We start from the raw sequence: 16,578 nt of genomic DNA on the forward strand, positions 1-16,578 counted from the left end.
CGCCCTGCGTGCGGCACTATAGCCTCGTGAATCCAAACAGGTCCTTCGAACGGTAGCCACGGCCTTCGCCATGCAGAGCTCGCCCCAACCCTTCATCGTATTCGCCGCCCCGGACATCCACGAAGCCGAGATCGAAGAGGTAGTGGCATGCATGCGCTCGGGCTGGCTGGGTACCGGGCCCCGGGTCGCGCGCTTCGAGGCCGAGTTCGCTGCCTACAAGGGCGTGAAGCCCAGCCAGGTCGCGGGCTTGAACTCCTGCACGGCCGCCCTGCACATCGCCATGGTGGCGTTGCGACTGGAGCCGGGAAGCGAGGTCATCACGACGCCCCTGACGTTCTGCGCCACCGCAAATGCCATCATTCACGCGGGTCTGGTCCCGGTCCTGGCGGACGTGGACCCTGAGACCCAGAACATCGATCCATCGGCGATCGAAGCGGCCATCACACCACGCACCAGTGCGATCCTCCCCGTCCACTTCGCCGGTCGGCCCTGCGAAATGGATCGGATCATGCAGATCGCCAACAAGCACGGACTAGCCGTGATCGAGGACTGCGCGCACGCCATCGAGACCGAGTACAAGGGCCAGCGGGCGGGCACGTTTGGCGATTTCGGATGCTTCAGCTTCTACGTCACCAAGAACGTCGTGACCGGGGAGGGTGGCATGATCCTGGCCCGGGACGAGGCGAAAATGGCACGGGCGCGCGTCTTGTCCCTCCACGGCATGAGCAAGGATGCCTGGCACCGGTTCGGCGACAAGGGTTACAAGCACTACCAGGTCGTGGAAAGTGGGTTCAAGTACAACATGATGGACCTGCAGGCCGCCATCGGCATCCATCAACTGGCACGCGTCGAAGCGAGCTGGCGGCGCCGCAGGGAAATATGGGGCTACTACCAACAGGCGCTGGCCGCCCTCCCTCTCCGGCTACCAGCTCCGGATGCGCCTGACACGCGCCATGCGTACCACCTCTACACCGTGATGGTCGACGAAGCCGAAAGCGGCGTCGGACGCGATGGGTTCCTCGACCGGATGCATGGGCAAGGCGTTGGCACCGGGGTGCACTATCTGTCCTTGGCCGAACACCCGTACTATCAGGATCGGTTCGGCTGGCGACCCCATGAATGGCCACATGCCATGGAGATCGGCCGCCAAACCGTCAGCTTGCCTCTGTCACCGAAGCTTGCCGACGTCGACCAACACCGGGTCACCGAAGCCGTCAGGCGCGCCCTCGGCTGAGGCCACGCATGTCGCAGAGGCGAGTCCCCCCTGGGAGCACCATGCACACACCGCCGGCCTCTCGCGGGCAAACCCCTCGTTCCGTGATGCGCAGGATACTCACCTGGACGCTTGTACTGGCCGCGGCTGCCTTCCTGGCCTATACGCTGGTGCCGCAACTGAGCGAGCTTCGCACATCCCTGGTGAGGGTGAGTTGGTTGAACGTGGCCTTGGCATCGATGGCGGCAGTGCCCATGTTCGCACTGAAGGGCATCTATCATCTGAACCTGCTGGACCGACTTTCCGGAAGCAGGACATCCCGTCGGCACGGGCTTCCGATTTACCTTCAAGCGCAGATCGTGCGTTACCTCCCGGGCAAGATCTGGGGGGTCGTCTACCAGGCGCAGCGAATGACGACTACAAACCGTGCGACGGATGTCGTCATTGCCAACCTCTGGCAGATGGCGACGACCAACCTGCTCGCGGTCGGTGTCGTGTCCAGCGTATTGCTGGCGTTTCGATATTCGCTCGCCTGGCTGCTTCTCCTGATTCCGGTGGTAATCGCCATCGAGTGGCTGCATCGGAACCCGACGATCGAATCCTGGGCGATGCATCGCATTCACCGCCTCTCGCCGCGACTGATGCCCGCCCCCCCTCCTGCGCGGTTGCCTCCCATGCCGATCAAGGGGTCAGCCATCCTCTGCGCGGAGTGGGTGTTCTACTTCCTGGCTTTCTTTGTATTCCTCCACGATCGGAGCAGCTGGCACGAAACCATCATGTCCGCCGCGTGGTACGGCGGCGCGTCGCTTATCGCCCTGCTCGCCTTCGTGGTGCCGGCCGGCATCGCCGTACGCGAGGCCATTTTCGTCGGCAGCCCCCAGATCGCAGGGCTCGACGCCGCCACGCTCGCGGTGACGGCGGCACTGGCACGCGCGACATTCTTCTTTGCGGAGCTGGTCGTGGCGGCAGTTTCGACACTCTTCTTGCACGGACGCCATCGTGACCACTCCTGAGGCGGACCAGCGCCACTACTGGGATGGCCTGTCGGAACTCGACCCGGATGCAGCGGTCATCGATCCGAATGACCACCGAGGGCTCAAGAATGCCTACCTCGCATCCATTCGGGATCGCGCGTTCAAGGAGGGCGTCGATCGCCGCGGAATCAGGCAGGGGACTGTTCTCGACCTTGGCTGCGGAAGCGGCAGCAGCACCTTGCCCTTGCTCCGCGAAGGACATTCGGTGGTGGGAGTCGATATATCGCCCGGGCTGCTTCGACATGCCAGCATCCGGTGCCAGAACGAGGATGCGCTGTTCGTTTTGACGGATGGCCGATGCCTGCCCCTTGCACGGGACTCATTGGACGCGGCCGTCACCTACGTGGTCCTGAGCTACATCGTGGACGACGCTCGCGTACTGCGGGTGATGGACGACGTCCGCCAGGCATTGTCACCTGGTGCTCCCTTCATCATGATCGAGCAGGCGCGACGCCGCCGGCGAACCATGGAGAATGGGCGAAAGGTCCAACGAACGCTCACTGAATGGTCCCGGTTGCTGGCGCTCGCCGGATTCACCCTTGAACGACGCACGATTCTGCGGCATGGCCGCTTCCCTTCCACGCCTCTGATACGGGCAGGATTGCTTCCCTCGCGAGCCTGGGGGCTGGCGAGACGAATGGAAGCCATCGTGGCTTCGCGATCGGGTGTGTTTCCCTGGGACTACGCCGAAGTCTGTTTCGAGGCATCCGCGTGATCGCGATCATTGGTGCCGGTCCCGCCGGAATCTCGCTGGCGGCAGCACTAGACGCCGTCGGAGTTCCGTATGAGGTTTTCGAGAAGGAACAAATCGGCCATACGTGGCGCGCGGCACCCGCCGACCTCCGGGTCCTGAGTCCGTGGTGGACCGACGTGCTACACCCGCGGGCCATGTTCAAGGGCAATCCATTCCGCAAGCCCTTGGCGGGCGAGTATCTGGACCACCTTCTCGCAACCGCGGGAACGCTGCGGGGCAAGGTCCATCAATCCTGCGCGGTCACAGCGCTCCAACGAGTGGATGGAGGCTGGATGCTGCAGGCCACCCATGGCGCTGCGGGCCCGTTTGCGGCAGTCGTTCTGGCCACCGGGTACTTTTCCATGCCTCGGCAACCCGATCCGGCGATCCCGACCGATGGATCAGTCCGTGTCCTCCACGCATCGGCCATCCGGGACTACGCAGAGCTCGACGCCCTTCGCGATGGCGCCAGACCAGTGGTTGTAGTGGGTCGCCGGGTCACGGCAGGACAGCTCATGCTGGAGCTGTCTGCACGCGACATCCCCTGCGCCATCAGCGTCCGATCTCCCTTGGAGTACCGGCGACATGGACTTCTCGCCGACGCGCGCGAAGTCTGCTACTTCTTCTGGGAGACGCTGGAGGCATGGTTGAAGCCGGGCCTGCGCCGCCCGTCCTTTCCGGTGATGGAGGGAGGCAGGACCCGGGAGCTCGTTCAGACCGGTCGAGTGAAGGTGATGCCGCGCATAAGGAAGATCGAGCGTGGAGAACTGTTTCTCGAAGACGGGTCGCGGTTGCCAGCTGCTGCCGTACTCCATGCGACCGGTTACCAGGCGGATCTTCGACTGTTGACTGATGGGGTTCGCCTCGATGAATACGGGGTCCCCCTCCATTCCAACTTTGAGATTTCAGGAATGTCCGGTATCCACCTGCTCGGCTTCGACAATCTCTACGACCACAGGAGCCGCTATCTCCGTGGCATCCGCGCGGATGCACGAAGACTGGCCAGTAAGCTGGTGGAGGATTCACGCCTTTCGAAGTGACGCCAGCGAGTTCATCAGCTTGGTGGCAAGGGTGAACGCGTGGGTTCGAACGGGATGGAGGGCGAGATCACTCACCGACAGCGATTGATCCACGCCTCCCCAGGCCTTTTTATAGGCATTGAGGCTTTGCTGGGCGGGCGGCGAAGGCAGGAAATCAAACCGTCGGATGCCTTTTTCTCGCGCCGTTTCAAGCATTTCAAGGAACAGTTGATCAGATGGGTAGTGCGAACGCGCCCCGGAATCGTGCGCGCCATGCATGTAACACGCCCTGTGCGCCTGGAAGCCTACGCAGACGAAGCCACACAGTTGGCCATCCAGTTCCGCGACCAGGCTGGCGTGAGGCGCGATGAGCTCGAAATAGCGCTGGCTATAGCGGAGGGCCCCCCCATGCCTGAGCAGGGTCGCACGGTAAAGGCGATGGAGTGCAGCCCCGTCACTCGTTCGCCCGGGCCGTATTTTCAGGGAGGACCGTGATCGCCGATTGCTCGCCCGACGGGCCTTCTCAAGTTCTCGCGCACTCCACCCCTCCAGGTTGGGAATCGCCACGGTTCCCAGGCGATGCACTTTCATCACTCGCCGATCGTCCAGGACAGATTCGGACTGAACACGGACCAGGTCCGCGCCGAATCCACGGGCGGCCTCCACCCTCGAGGCCAGCGCATCGGGGGAAAGCTCGGAGCCGCTGCCGATCAGGAAGTCGGGATAGGCCACTCGGAAGGGTCCCGCCCTGAAACATGCAAGCATCCCTCCATCCGCAAAGCGCTCGAAGCGCGCGCCCATCCCTTCGCGCAGTGCGCGGCTCCATTCCTGCGAGTCGAGGTCAATCATCCCGCCTTCCATTCGCATGCGTGCGACCGATCAGGTCGGACGCCACGTTTTCCAGGGAGAACATGCCAGACATGCGCCTCAGATCCGAGCTATCGACACTTGAGCGCAGGCTCGCGCGTATCGCATGCTTGAAGGCGCCAGGACTCACGTTCTCAGCAAGCCAACCCGTGCCGGACCCGATCAGTTCCGGCAGGTCGCCCACCGGCATTGCGACGACGGGGAGGCCAGACTTCATCGAATCCGAGAAGACGACCGGAATGCTTTCCACCCGGGAAGGAATCAGAAGCCTGTCGGCTTCGTCCAGTGCACTTGCAGCTTCTCCCCTATCGAGGTACCCACTCAATCGGACCGGGCGTCCCGCCGCGACGAGAGTACGGACACCGGCCTCGACCATCGCCTGCAGGGGCCCGCCACCCGCGATGTGCACTTCGTGGATCAGGGTCCAGTCCTTTTCGGAAAGGAGGGACAAGGACCTCATCAGGATATCGACCCCCTTGTTGGCATGCCAACGGCCCAAGAACAAGAGCCGGTAGGGCGGCGCGTCACGCTCACGCAGGCATGCGGGCGCTGGCAGGCGACGCGTGCTTGGCAGGAATCGGACCGGGCGGCCAGCAATCCGCTGCGTGTCCTTCGCAAGCTGCAAACCATCTGAGTAACAGCCATCGGCATCACGCAGCACGCGCCCCAGGTAAGTCCGCACGAAAGGAATCCGTCCAAGGGACCAGATGTCGCTGCCCAGTGTCCACACCGAATACGGTACCCCAGTGACGGCTGAGACCCGGCGCGCCCAATGTCCTGAAGGCAGGGCCCAGAGTGCCAGGATATGCCCGACCCCCCCTGAGGCCACAGCTTCCGCGACAGCCGCTTCTCCACCCGCGAGTACTTGGCGAATGCTCAGCAAGTCCCTGGGCCGCCAAGGTTTCAAGGTCGACAACGGCTGGTCGGGCGCCGCGTATCGATGGATATCAACCCTGTCGCTCCAGCGCTCCACGATTTTCCGTTGAGCGGGGGCCACGACCTTGACTGGCACGTGCCGGGACAGTTCCGTTGCGAAATCGGACACGAACGCGCCAGCCGCCTCACTACCATCTCCCTTGATCGGGAAGGAAGTGGTGACCAGCAACAGGGAGCTTCCGCGGTTCACTTTTTCGTGGCGCTCAGCACGTAACCCGAGGGCGCAGCCGGCCACGACGGCCAGAGCTTGGCCACCAGCCAGGTAATCACGTTGATAGAAGGCACGACGAGTCCGACGACAGGGAGCAGCGCCATTGCTCGCACTGACCTGCCGCCCCGCAGGGAATCCTGCAATCCGCCTGCCAGCGCTAGACATGCCAGCAAGCCTGCAGTTTCAATGGCCTTAAGTGTTGGATGGATCTGATTAAGCTCCAGTCCAACAGCCTCCACTTCGCGTCTCCATCCATGGAGGGTGTAGCGCTGATAGTCGTGCGGCTCGTCGTGCATGGGGTAAAGGAAGGGCATCGACGCAAGCAGAATTCCCCCCGGCACGAGAATTCTGGCGCATTCGGCGAGTGCCTCTCGGGGATAGCGCAGGTGCTCGACCACCTCCAACATCAACACCGCCTCCATGGAGGCATCGGGGAGCGGAATTCGCGCGGCGTCGGCAAAGAAGTCCGGACGCGCGCCGTACATGTCCCTACCTGTAGCCGGATAGTCCATGCCAAGGTAGTCGCACTCCATGGGCAATTGCTTCGCGATCCAACGATCTGCGCATCCCACGTCCAATACTCTTCCCTTCGGAAGACAGCGAACCAGGTCTTCAACTCCATGGGAGCCGCGCAGCAGCCACTGCGGATGGAGCACCGTGCCGCGGCACGCCTCCATGACTCGACGAAAATGCGATCTCATCCGGGCTCTTGGTTGGAACGGGCGGCCAGATAGGTCAAGCCTGTGATCTGTTCGCTCACCAACCCGATCAGGAAGACGATCACTGCCGCGCTCAGGAGCAGAGCGCTCATGTTGGTGAAGCGACCCATCGTCGTAAAGGTCCACGCGTAGTAGCCGATCCCCGTCAGGAAAAAGCCTGCCGCAGTGGGCGCGAACAGCTTCAACGGCGAGTAGAGTGTGGCGATCCGGAAGATGATGAGAAGGAATCGCACGCCATCCCGCAGCGGGCGGATATGGCTGTTCGTGCCCACGCGCTTGGCCACGGGGATCGGGACGTAGGTGACCGGATAGGCGCTCCTGAAGAACGCCATGGTGCTGGTCGTAGGATAGCTGAATCCGTTCGGCAGCAGATGCAGGAACTCACGGAACTTGTCGGCGCGGACGGCGCGGAAACCCGAGGTCAGGTCCAGCACCTTGTGCCCGGTCATCCAGGAGGCCAGCGTGTTGTAAAGGCGGTTGGCGAGGCCGCGGTGCAGGTTCGCCTGGCCACTGCCGTCGCGGGCGCCCACCACCAGGTCGTAACCGGCCTCGATCCGTTCCAGCAGGAGCGGGATATGCGCCGGGTCGTGCTGGCCGTCGCCATCCATGAAGACGATGACGTCGCCGCCGGCGGCGCGCGCGCCCCGCTTGATGGCCGCGCCATTGCCCATCGAGTAGGGCGAGGACAGGACCCGGGCCCCGTGTCGGGCCGCCACCTCGGCCGTATCATCGGTGGACCCGTCGTCCACGACGATGACCTCCGCACCCGGCACGGCATCGGCCAGCCCGGGCAGGGTCCGCGCCAGGCCGGCGGATTCGTTCTTTGCGGGTAAAACCACGGTAACGCGCATGCATCCCCCTTTCATCGTGCGAAAGAGTACCCTGAAACGGCGTGCCGGAAAGGTGCGCTCCGTCCGTTCGCCAAAGCCCGGGATTGCGGTAAAGTCGTCCCGGGGAGAGTGTCTGGGGGCCAGATGAACACGGTTTCGACCGCCAACTTGGTGGGTATCACCGGCATTGCCCGGCGCCTGGTCATGGACGGGGCCCTCGACGAGGCCGCCGCCCGCGAAGCCATGTCCGCCGCCACCGCCGAGAAGAAGCCGCTGGCGACCTACCTGGTCGAGAAGAGGCTGGTGGCCCAGCCGGCACTCGCGGCCGCCAACTCGGTCGAGTTCGGCCTGCCCCTGTTCGACCCGGGCACCCTCGATCCCAGCCAGTCCGCCGTCAAGCTGGTCAGCGAGGAGCTGGCGCGCAAGCACAACGTGCTGCCGCTCTTCAAGCGGGGCAACCGGATCTTCGTCGGCATCGCCGACCCCACCAACATCCACGCGCTCGACGAAATCAAGTTCCAGACCAACCTGGCGGTCGACGCCGTGCTGGTCGAGGAGGAGTCGATCAAGCGCAACCTCGAGCGCTGGCTGGACAACAGCGACGTGCTCGAGGGCAGCAACGACGAGGGCCTGGAGAACCTTGAGGTCGGTGGCGTCGACGACGAGGCCGGCGGCGACAGCGGCCACGATGCCAAGGGCGACGACACGCCCGTGGTCAAGTTCGTCAACAAGATCCTCGTCGACGCGATCCGCCGCGGCGCGTCCGACATCCATTTCGAGCCCTACGAGACCGAATACCGGGTCCGCCTGCGCATCGATGGCCTGCTGAAGCAGATCGCCAAGGTGCCGGTCAAGCTCCAGGCGCGCATCGCCGCGCGCCTGAAGGTCATGGGCCAGCTGGACATCGCCGAGAAACGCGTCCCGCAGGACGGGCGAATCAAGCTGAACCTGTCCAAGAACAAGCAGATCGACTTCCGCATGAGCACCCTGCCGACCCTGTTCGGCGAAAAGGTGGTCCTGCGCGTGCTGGACGGCAGCGCCGCAAAGCTCGGCATCGACAAGCTCGGCTACGAGGATGCGCAGAAGGACCTCTTCATCGACGCCATCCACAAGCCGTACGGCATGGTGCTGGTGACCGGCCCCACCGGCTCGGGCAAGACGGTGTCGCTGTATACCGCGCTGAACATGCTCAACGACGACAGCCGGAACATCTCCACCGTCGAGGATCCGGTCGAGATCCGCGTGCCGGGCATCAACCAGGTGCAGATGAACGTGAAGCGCGGCATGACCTTCGCCGCCGCCCTTCGCAGCTTCCTGCGACAGGATCCCGACGTGATCATGGTCGGCGAGATCCGCGACCTGGAGACCGCCGAGATCGGCATCAAGGCGGCCCAGACCGGCCACATGGTGCTGTCGACCCTGCATACGAACGACGCCCCGCAGACCATCGCGCGACTGATGAACATGGGCGTGGCGCCGTTCAACATCACCTCGTCCGTGACCCTGGTCATCGCCCAGCGACTGGCGCGCCGCCTGCACGACTGCAAGCGCGAGGTGGACCTGCCGCCGCATGCGCTGCTGGCGGAAGGGTTCACCCAGGAGGAGATCGATGCCGGCCTGACGATCTACGAAGCCGTCGGGTGCCCGGACTGCACCGAGGGCTACAAGGGCCGGACCGGCATCTACCAGGTCATGCCGATGTCCGAGGAGATCCAGGCCATCGTCCTTGCCGGCGGCAACGCCATGCAGATTGCCGAGGCCGCCCAGCAGGCCGGCATCAACGATCTTCGCCAGTCGGCGCTGCTCAAGGTCAAGAGCGGCACCACCAGCCTTTCCGAAATCAACCGCGTCACCAAGGACTAAGCCATGTCCGCAACTCGTACTGCAACCCAAACCCAGGCGACCGTGCGCCGCCCCAACCCGATGGAGATCTTCGTCTGGGAGGGCACCGACAAGCGCGGCATCGTGATGAAGGGCGAGCAATCGGCCAAGAGCGCCAACATGCTTCGCGCCGAGCTGCGCCGCCAGGGCATCACCCCCAAGGTGGTCAAGGCGAAGGGCAAGCCGCTTTTCGGCAGCGCCGGCAGCCGCATCACGCCCAAGGACATCGCGGTCTTCAGCCGACAGATCGCCACCATGATGAAGTCGGGCGTGCCCATCGTGACCGCGATGGAGATCATCTCCGAGGGCCAGAAGAACGTCAGGATGAAGAACCTGGTGAACGCCGTCAGGGCGGACATCGAGGGCGGCCTTTCGCTCTACGAGGCCATCAGCAAGCACCCCGTGCAGTTCGACGAGCTGTATCGCAACCTGGTGCGGGCCGGCGAGAGCGCGGGTGTGCTGGAGACGGTGCTCGACACCGTCGCCACTTACAAAGAGAACATCGAGACCCTCAAGGGCAAGATCAAGAAGGCGATGTTCTACCCCGCCATGGTCGTCGCCGTGGCGTTGCTCGTCAGCTCGATCCTGCTGATCTTCGTGGTGCCGCAGTTCGAGGAGGTCTTCAAGGGCTTCGGCGCCGACCTGCCCGCATTCACCAAGCTCATCATCTCCTTCAGCGACTTCATGGTGAGCTGGTGGTGGCTGATCCTGCTGGCGGTCGTCTCCGGTGTCGTGCTCTTCATCATGCTCCTCAAGAGATCGCCTGCGTTCGCGCAGCTGATGGACCGCTTGCTGCTCAAGGTGCCCGTGGTCGGGCAGATCATGCACAACGCGGCGATCGCGCGCTTTGCGCGTACCCTCGCGGTCACGTTCAAGGCAGGTGTCCCGCTGGTGGAGGCCCTCGGCACCGTCGCCGGCGCCACCGGCAACATCATTTACGAGAAGGCTGTCCTGCGGATGCGCGACGACGTGTCCGTGGGTTATACGGTCAACATGTCGATGAAGCAGACCCACCTGTTCCCGCACATGGTCGTCCAGATGGTGGCGATCGGCGAGGAGGCCGGTGCACTGGACGCCATGCTGTTCAAGGTCGCCGACTTCTACGAGGAAGAGGTCAACAACGCCGTCGATGCACTGGCCAGCCTGCTCGAGCCCTTGATCATGGTCTTCCTGGGCGTGATCGTCGGCGGCATGGTGGTCGCCATGTACCTGCCGATCTTCAAGCTCGCCGCGGTCGTCTGACCTTCGCGCCAATCCGGACAATCCATGGCATTCCTCGACCAGAACCCGGCCATCGGCTATCCGCTGGTGGCCGGTCTCGGCCTGCTCGTCGGCAGTTTCCTCAACGTCGTCATCCTGCGCCTGCCCAAGCGGCTGGAATGGGAGTGGCAACGCGACAGTCGCGAGGTCCTGGGCGAGCCTGAAACCTACGACCCACCGCCACCCGGCATCGTGGTCGAACGCTCTCACTGCCCGCAGTGCAAGCGCCAGCTGAGCTGGTACGAGAACATCCCGGTCATCAGCTGGGCCATCCAGGGCGGGCGCTGCCGGGGCTGCAAGACACGAATCTCGGCGCAGTACCCGCTGGTGGAAATGCTGACCATGCTGCTGGCGCTCGTGAGCGTCTGGCAGTTCGGGTTCGGGTGGCAGGGCTTCGGCGCCGCCCTGTTCAGCTGCTTCCTGATCGCGATGTCGGGCATCGACCTGCGGACCCAGCTGCTCCCCGACCAGTTGACCTTGCCGCTGATGTGGCTGGGCCTGATCGCCAGCGCGGACAACCTCTACATGGGTACCAAGCCTGCGCTGCTGGGCGCGGTCGCCGGGTACCTCAGCCTGTGGTCGGTCTGGTGGGTGTTCAAGCAGGTCACCGGCAAGGAAGGCATGGGCCACGGGGACTTCAAGCTGTTGGCCGCCATCGGTGCCTGGGTGGGACTGAAGGGCATCCTGCCGACCATCCTGATCTCGTCGCTGGTGGGCGCGATCATCGGCTCCATCTGGCTGGCGGCCAAGGGCCGCGACAAGGCCACGCCCATCCCGTTCGGTCCTTACCTGGCCATCGCCGGCTGGATCGTGTTCTTCTGGGGCGACTGGATCGTAGGCGGTTACCTCCGCTATTCCGGGCTCGGCTGAGTCCGGAGCCGGCGCGACGACGCTGGCCGGGCTTCGTCGGCATAATGCGGGCATGAGCGACTACATCATCGGCGTGACCGGCGGCGTCGCTTCCGGCAAGAGCACCGTCACCCGGCTGTTCGAGACCCTGGGCGTCGAGGTCGCGGACGCCGACCTGGCCGCGCGCGAAGCCGTCGCCCCGGGCTCGGATGGGCTTGCCGAGGTGGTTGCCTTGTTTGGCAGCGGGGTCCTCGACGCCACCGGCGCCCTGGACCGTGGGGCCATGCGGGCGCGCGTATTCAACGACGCCGACGCCAGGCGGCGCCTGGAAGCCATCATCCACCCGCGCGTCCGCCAACGCCTGGGGGACCAGTGCCGGCAGGCGTCGAGTCCCTACGTGCTTGCCGCGATCCCGCTTCTTGCGGAAGGCGGCGGCCGCGAGGCGTACCCCTGGCTGGACCGGGTGCTGGTGGTCGACGTCCCGACCGATGTCCAGCACCAGCGCCTGGTCGCACGCGACGGCATCGACGACAGCCTCGCCCAGCGCATGATCCAGGCCCAGGCAACGCGCCCGCAACGGCTTGCCCTCGCCGACGACGTCATCGTCAACGACGGCGAACTGCAGGCGCTGCCGACGCATATCGCGGCTTTGGACCGGCGATACCGGCAACTGGCCGGCTGAGCGCCGGGGCGAGGCCCTGCGCTCGGTCAACCGTCGCGACGGGCACTGCAACGCATGCAGGAGGCCTAGGCAGATGACCGGGAGCGAACCCCGCGCCCGCCCCGCCCGTTCCAGCGCGGTCCTACGCCACGACGGCGTCGACCCACAGACCCCGGATAGCCGCGATGCCCTGCGCGCCGTGCTGGCGCGCCTCGTCCATGTCGCCCGCATCCAGCCCGCCGATCGCGTAGATCGGCAGTGAGACCTGCTCGCGCAGCCGGGCGAACCCCTCCCAGCCGATGCCCGCGACGCCGGGGTGGCTGGGCGTGGGTTTCAGGGTGCCGAGCACCGCGAAATCGCAGCCCAGGGCCTCGGCCTTGCGCAGCGCGTCCAGGTCATGGCATGAGGCCCCGACCGGCAGCTCCGCGGCCAGCGGACGGGCATCCAGGGCCATGAGCTGTGCCGAGGTCAGATGGACGCCCACCCCGAGCAGGCGGGCAAGTTCAACGTCGGCGTTGAGCAGCAGCTGCGCGTCCGCCCGCCGGCAGTGCCGGGCCACCGACGAGGCCAGCGATTTCCAGCGCGCGGGCGGAAGGCCCGGCGCGCGGAACTGGACGCGGCTGGCACCCGCCGCCAGGGAGGCGTCGAGCGCCGCCAGCCAGCGGCCGTCGTCCTCGTCTGGCAGGGGCGTGACCAGGTAGCGGTCGGGCTGCTGCAGGGCGGCCACCACGGGCACGTCCGCGGGGGGCATGGTGTAACGCGAGAGCTTGTCCAGCGGGACCCAGACCATGGCCTGCTGCTCGCGGCCGCGCGGGGTGCCGTCCCACTCGGCGACCTCGCGCACGTCCAGGCGCAGGCGCTTGTCGGGGTACTCCTGCGGCACGCTGATCAGGTGCGCGCCCGGCTCGGCTTCGATGCCGAGCTCTTCGCGCAGTTCGCGCACCAGGGCCGCCTCGGGCGACTCGCCCCGCTTGCGCTTGCCGCCGGGGAACTCCCAGCGACCGGCAAAGTCACGGCCTTCCGTGCGTCGGGTCAGGAGCACGCGACCGCGGGCGTCGCGTATGACGCCGGCCACCACGTCCACCATCCGCTTGCTCACGCGCGCTCCATGCGTCGACCCCGCGGGGCCAGCCGGTGCTTCCGGATTCCCGCCCCCTCCCCGCCCGCTCGACCAGCCAGGGGAAAGGGGCGCGGACAGGCTCCGTCAGTCGAGCTGTCCATGGCAATGCTTGTACTTCTGGCCGCTACCGCAGGGACAGGGGTCGTTGCGCCCGACCTTGGGCATGGCGCGTGCTGCCTGCTGGAAGCCCTGGCCGGGCGCCGCGGTGGCCGCGGCCTCCTCGTCGGCGCCATAACCGCCCACGTCGGCGTGCTGGAACTGCATCTGCCGCGCCTTGGCCTCGGCGGCCGCGCGTTCCTGCGCCTCCATCAGGGCGATCTCTTCTTCCGTGCGGATGCGCACGCGCGCGAGCAGGGTCACGACCTCACGCTTGACCTTGTCGAGCATCTCGCTGAACAGCTCGAAGGCCTCCTTCTTGTACTCCTGCTTGGGCTGCTTCTGCGCGTAGCCGCGCAGGTGGATGCCCTGGCGCAGGTAGTCCATGCGGGCCAGGTGCTCCTTCCAGTTCTGGTCGAGCACGTTGAGCATGATGTGCTTCTCCAGCTGGCGCGTGGTCTCGCTGCCCAGCTGCGCCTCGCGCTCGGCGAAGTGCGCCTCGACGGCCTTGGCCACGTGCTCGGCGATGTCCCGTGCATCGATCTCGTCGCTGCCGGCGACCAGTTCGCCCAGCGCGACCTTGACGCCCAGCTCATGCTCCAGGCCCGCTTCCAGGCCCTGCAGGTCCCACTGCTCGTCGACCGAGTCGAGGGGCACGTAGCGGGCGACGATCTCGTCGACCACGTCTTCGCGGATGCCCTCGATGTTGTCCTGCACGCTCTCGGCTTCCAGCAGCTCGTCGCGCTGGCCGTAGATCACCTTGCGCTGGTCGTTGTTGACGTCGTCGAAATCGAGCAGGTTCTTGCGGATGTCGAAGTTGTGCGCCTCGACCTTCTTCTGCGCGTTGGCGATCTGCTTGGTGACCAGCGCGCTCTCGATGATGTCGTCTTCCTTCAGCCCCATCCGCGCCATGACCTTCTGCACCCAGTCGGCGGCGAAGATGCGCATCAGGTTGTCTTCCAGCGACAGGTAGAAGCGCGAGGAGCCCGGATCGCCCTGGCGGCCGGCGCGACCGCGCAGCTGGTTGTCGATGCGGCGGCTTTCGTGGCGCTCGGTGCCGATGATGTGCAGGCCACCGGCTTGCTTGACCGCGTCGTGGCGGGCCTGCCACTCGGACTTGAGGCGGGCGCGGGTGACCTCGTCGACCGGCGCGCCGGTGCTCGCCTCGAGGGCTTCGAGCTCGGCTTCCAGCGCGCCGCCCAGCACGATGTCGGTACCGCGGCCGGCCATGTTGGTGGCGATGGTGATCGCGCCCGGGCGACCGGCCTGGGCGATGATGTGCGCCTCGCGCTCATGCTGCTTGGCGTTGAGCACTTCGTGGTGGATGCCGGCCTCGCGCAGCTGCCGGCTGAGCAGCTCCGACACCTCGATCGAGGTGGTGCCGACCAGCACCGGCTGGCCCTTGGCGTTGGCTTCCTTGATCTCGTTGGCGACCGCGCGGTACTTGCCGTTGCGGTTGAGGAACACCGCGTCCGGGTGGTCCTTGCGCTGCACCGGCTTGTTGGTCGGGATCACCACCACTTCCAGCGCGTAGATGTTCTGGAACTCGTAGGCCTCGGTGTCGGCGGTGCCGGTCATGCCCGAGAGCTTGTTGTACATGCGGAACAGGTTCTGGAAGGTGATGCTCGCCAGCGTCTGGTTCTCGCGCTGGACCGGCACGCCCTCCTTGGCCTCGACCGCCTGGTGCAGGCCGTCGGACCAGCGGCGGCCGGCCAGGGTGCGGCCGGTGAACTCGTCGACGATGATGACCTCGCCGTCGCGCACGATGTAATCGACGTCGCGCTGGTAGATCGCGTGCGCGCGCAGGGCCGCGTTGAGATGGTGGACGACGCTGAGGTTCTGGCCGCTGTAGAGCGCGTCCTCGTCGCCCTGCAGGATGCCGGCGTCGCGCAGCAGCTTCTCGGCGTGTTCCTGGCCGGCTTCGGACAGGTGCACCTGCTTCTGCTTCTCGTCGACCCAGAAGTCGCCCTCGCCGTCTTCGCTCTCCTGGCGGACCAGGTTCGGGACGATGCGGTTGACCTTTATGTAGAGCTCCGGCGACTCGTCGGCCGGCCCGGAGATGATCAGCGGCGTGCGCGCCTCGTCGATCAGGATGGAGTCCACCTCGTCGACGATCGCGTAATTGAGCTCGCGCTGGTGCTTGTCTTCCTTCGACAGCGCCATGTTGTCGCGCAGGTAGTCGAAGCCGAATTCGTTGTTGGTGCCGTAGGTGATGTCGGCGGCGTAGGCCTGGCGCTTGTCGCCGTGCGGCATGCCCGGGTAGACCACGCCCACGCTGAGGCCGAGCCAGTTGTAGAGCTTGCCCATCCAGGCCGAGTCGCGCCGGGCGAGGTAGTCGTTGACGGTGACCACGTGCACGCCCTTGCCCTCGAGCGCATTGAGGTAGACCGGCAGCGTCGCGACCAGGGTCTTGCCCTCGCCGGTGCGCATCTCGGCGATCTTGCCCAGGTGCAGGACCATGCCGCCGATCAGCTGGACGTCGTAATGGCGCATGCCCAGCACGCGGCGCGACGCCTCGCGGCAAACCGCGAAGGCTTCGGGCAGGATCTTGTCGAGGGACTCACCGTCCTGGATGCGCTTCTGGAACTCCGGCGTCCTGGCCTGCAGTTCGGCGTCCGACAGCTTCTCGATCTCCGGTTCCAGGGCATTGATCCGGGCGACGGAGCGCTGGAGCTGGCGCAGCAGGCGGTCATTGCGACTGCCGAAGACACGGGTAAGCAGGTTGTTGAGCATGGACGGAACCGGTTGTGTTCGTGAACGGGATCGGCACGCGACCGGATCCACCAATAGAAAAGGGCGCCGGGCGCCCTAGGCACCCCGATTGTAGCTGGGGGCGAGGAGGCTTGCTTACAAGGCATGCCTTGTAAGCCGACGAGCGCCCGAGACCTGCGGTCGAGGGCCGGAACGAGGAAGCCTGCTTACAAGGCACTGCCTTGTAGGCTTTCGAGCGCCCGGAGCGGCTGTGCCGCGCAGGGCCGGAACGAGGAGGCTTGCTTACAAGGCATGCCTTGTAAGCCGACGAGCGCCCGAGACCTGCGGTCGAGGGCCGGAACGGGGAGGCTTGCCCGCAAGCTCGCACGCGATCGCATCGACGCGCGTCTCCGCTGCCAGAAACGACGACGCCGCACCCCAAGGGGCGCGGCGCGTCT

At 65.5% G+C, this 16,578-nt stretch carries 14 protein-coding genes; 8 read left to right on the forward strand and 6 right to left on the reverse strand.

All coding sequences use genetic code 11. The annotated features are described in order from the left end of the window. Positions 1–70 precede the first annotated feature (70 nt). The 4 genes from FKV25_RS04245 (at position 71) to FKV25_RS04260 (ending at position 4,020) form a co-directional block, all read left to right on the forward strand. Positions 71–1,234 (forward strand): DegT/DnrJ/EryC1/StrS family aminotransferase, encoded by a 1,164-nt coding sequence (locus FKV25_RS04245; protein ID WP_141517554.1) that lies wholly within the window; start codon positions 71–73, stop codon positions 1,232–1,234. An 86-nt stretch (positions 1,235–1,320) separates the two neighbouring features. Beyond that, positions 1,321–2,226 (forward strand): lysylphosphatidylglycerol synthase domain-containing protein, encoded by a 906-nt coding sequence (locus FKV25_RS04250; RefSeq protein WP_170218514.1) that lies wholly within the window; start codon positions 1,321–1,323, stop codon positions 2,224–2,226. Further along, positions 2,213–2,962 carry a class I SAM-dependent methyltransferase gene (locus tag FKV25_RS04255; protein WP_170218516.1) on the forward strand — a complete coding sequence of 250 codons (750 nt, stop codon included), beginning with the start codon at positions 2,213–2,215 and terminating at the stop codon, positions 2,960–2,962. Before FKV25_RS04250 ends, FKV25_RS04255 begins: the two co-directional genes overlap by 14 nt. After that, a complete protein-coding gene (locus tag FKV25_RS04260) occupies positions 2,959–4,020 on the forward strand; it encodes an NAD(P)-binding domain-containing protein (RefSeq protein ID WP_170218518.1) in 1,062 nt (353 codons plus the stop codon). Before FKV25_RS04255 ends, FKV25_RS04260 begins: the two co-directional genes overlap by 4 nt. Here FKV25_RS04260 and FKV25_RS04265 read toward each other — a convergent pair. From FKV25_RS04265 to FKV25_RS04280, 4 genes are read right to left on the reverse strand one after another with little or no spacing between them, the layout of a single operon-like run. Next, positions 4,003–4,848, reverse strand: coding sequence for a GNAT family N-acetyltransferase (locus FKV25_RS04265; protein WP_170218520.1), 846 nt, complete (start codon positions 4,846–4,848; stop codon positions 4,003–4,005). The genes FKV25_RS04260 and FKV25_RS04265 overlap by 18 nt on opposite strands. Continuing rightward, positions 4,841–5,971 carry a glycosyltransferase gene (locus FKV25_RS04270; protein WP_170218522.1) on the reverse strand — a complete coding sequence of 377 codons (1,131 nt, stop codon included), beginning with the start codon at positions 5,969–5,971 and terminating at the stop codon, positions 4,841–4,843. The genes FKV25_RS04265 and FKV25_RS04270 overlap by 8 nt, the downstream gene beginning before the upstream one ends. A 17-nt stretch (positions 5,972–5,988) precedes the next feature. After that, on the reverse strand, positions 5,989–6,714 hold the full coding sequence (locus tag FKV25_RS04275) for a class I SAM-dependent methyltransferase (protein WP_141517560.1): 726 nt from the start codon (positions 6,712–6,714) through the stop codon (positions 5,989–5,991). After that, positions 6,711–7,583 carry a glycosyltransferase family 2 protein gene (locus FKV25_RS04280; RefSeq protein WP_141517561.1) on the reverse strand — a complete coding sequence of 291 codons (873 nt, stop codon included), beginning with the start codon at positions 7,581–7,583 and terminating at the stop codon, positions 6,711–6,713. The genes FKV25_RS04275 and FKV25_RS04280 overlap by 4 nt, the downstream gene beginning before the upstream one ends. Positions 7,584–7,706: 123 nt before the next feature. On the opposite strand from FKV25_RS04280, the gene pilB reads away from it, so the two are divergent. From pilB to coaE, 4 genes are read left to right on the forward strand one after another with little or no spacing between them, the layout of a single operon-like run. Continuing rightward, a complete protein-coding gene (pilB, locus tag FKV25_RS04285) occupies positions 7,707–9,425 on the forward strand; it encodes a type IV-A pilus assembly ATPase PilB (protein ID WP_141517562.1) in 1,719 nt (572 codons plus the stop codon). Positions 9,426–9,428: 3 nt separating this feature from the next. Beyond that, a complete protein-coding gene (locus tag FKV25_RS04290) occupies positions 9,429–10,685 on the forward strand; it encodes a type II secretion system F family protein (protein ID WP_141517563.1) in 1,257 nt (418 codons plus the stop codon). A 24-nt stretch (positions 10,686–10,709) separates the two neighbouring features. Beyond that, complete coding sequence (locus tag FKV25_RS04295) at positions 10,710–11,573, forward strand: prepilin peptidase (RefSeq protein ID WP_141517564.1); 864 nt, start codon at positions 10,710–10,712, stop codon at positions 11,571–11,573. Positions 11,574–11,625: 52 nt separating this feature from the next. Next, complete coding sequence (gene coaE, locus FKV25_RS04300) at positions 11,626–12,234, forward strand: dephospho-CoA kinase (protein ID WP_141517565.1); 609 nt, start codon at positions 11,626–11,628, stop codon at positions 12,232–12,234. Positions 12,235–12,355: 121 nt separating this feature from the next. Here the strand turns inward: coaE and FKV25_RS04305 are convergent, their stop codons facing one another. Both FKV25_RS04305 and secA read right to left on the reverse strand, forming a co-directional pair. After that, positions 12,356–13,300, reverse strand: coding sequence for a Nudix family hydrolase (locus FKV25_RS04305; RefSeq protein ID WP_141517583.1), 945 nt, complete (start codon positions 13,298–13,300; stop codon positions 12,356–12,358). Positions 13,301–13,417: 117 nt separating this feature from the next. After that, complete coding sequence (gene secA, locus FKV25_RS04310) at positions 13,418–16,162, reverse strand: preprotein translocase subunit SecA (protein ID WP_141517566.1); 2,745 nt, start codon at positions 16,160–16,162, stop codon at positions 13,418–13,420. Positions 16,163–16,578: the final 416 nt, after the last annotated feature.

Source organism: Marilutibacter aestuarii (genome assembly GCF_006546775.1).
Classification (GTDB): Bacteria; Pseudomonadota; Gammaproteobacteria; order Xanthomonadales; family Xanthomonadaceae; genus Marilutibacter; species Marilutibacter aestuarii.

Excerpts from the sequence above, each read along its gene's own strand:
- pilB (WP_141517562.1), top strand. The coding sequence starts at position 7,707 with ATGAACACGGTTTCGACCGCCAACTTGGTGGGTATCACCGGCATTGCC.
- FKV25_RS04290 (WP_141517563.1), top strand. The coding sequence starts at position 9,429 with ATGTCCGCAACTCGTACTGCAACCCAAACCCAGGCGACCGTGCGCCGC.
- FKV25_RS04265 (WP_170218520.1), bottom strand. The coding sequence starts at position 4,848 with ATGATTGACCTCGACTCGCAGGAATGGAGCCGCGCACTGCGCGAAGGG.
- FKV25_RS04280 (WP_141517561.1), bottom strand. The coding sequence starts at position 7,583 with ATGCGCGTTACCGTGGTTTTACCCGCAAAGAACGAATCCGCCGGCCTG.
- FKV25_RS04250 (WP_170218514.1), top strand. The coding sequence starts at position 1,321 with ATGCGCAGGATACTCACCTGGACGCTTGTACTGGCCGCGGCTGCCTTC.
- FKV25_RS04275 (WP_141517560.1), bottom strand. The coding sequence starts at position 6,714 with ATGAGATCGCATTTTCGTCGAGTCATGGAGGCGTGCCGCGGCACGGTG.
- FKV25_RS04245 (WP_141517554.1), top strand. The coding sequence starts at position 71 with ATGCAGAGCTCGCCCCAACCCTTCATCGTATTCGCCGCCCCGGACATC.
- FKV25_RS04295 (WP_141517564.1), top strand. The coding sequence starts at position 10,710 with ATGGCATTCCTCGACCAGAACCCGGCCATCGGCTATCCGCTGGTGGCC.
- secA (WP_141517566.1), bottom strand. The coding sequence starts at position 16,162 with ATGCTCAACAACCTGCTTACCCGTGTCTTCGGCAGTCGCAATGACCGC.
- FKV25_RS04305 (WP_141517583.1), bottom strand. The coding sequence starts at position 13,300 with ATGGTGGACGTGGTGGCCGGCGTCATACGCGACGCCCGCGGTCGCGTG.
- coaE (WP_141517565.1), top strand. The coding sequence starts at position 11,626 with ATGAGCGACTACATCATCGGCGTGACCGGCGGCGTCGCTTCCGGCAAG.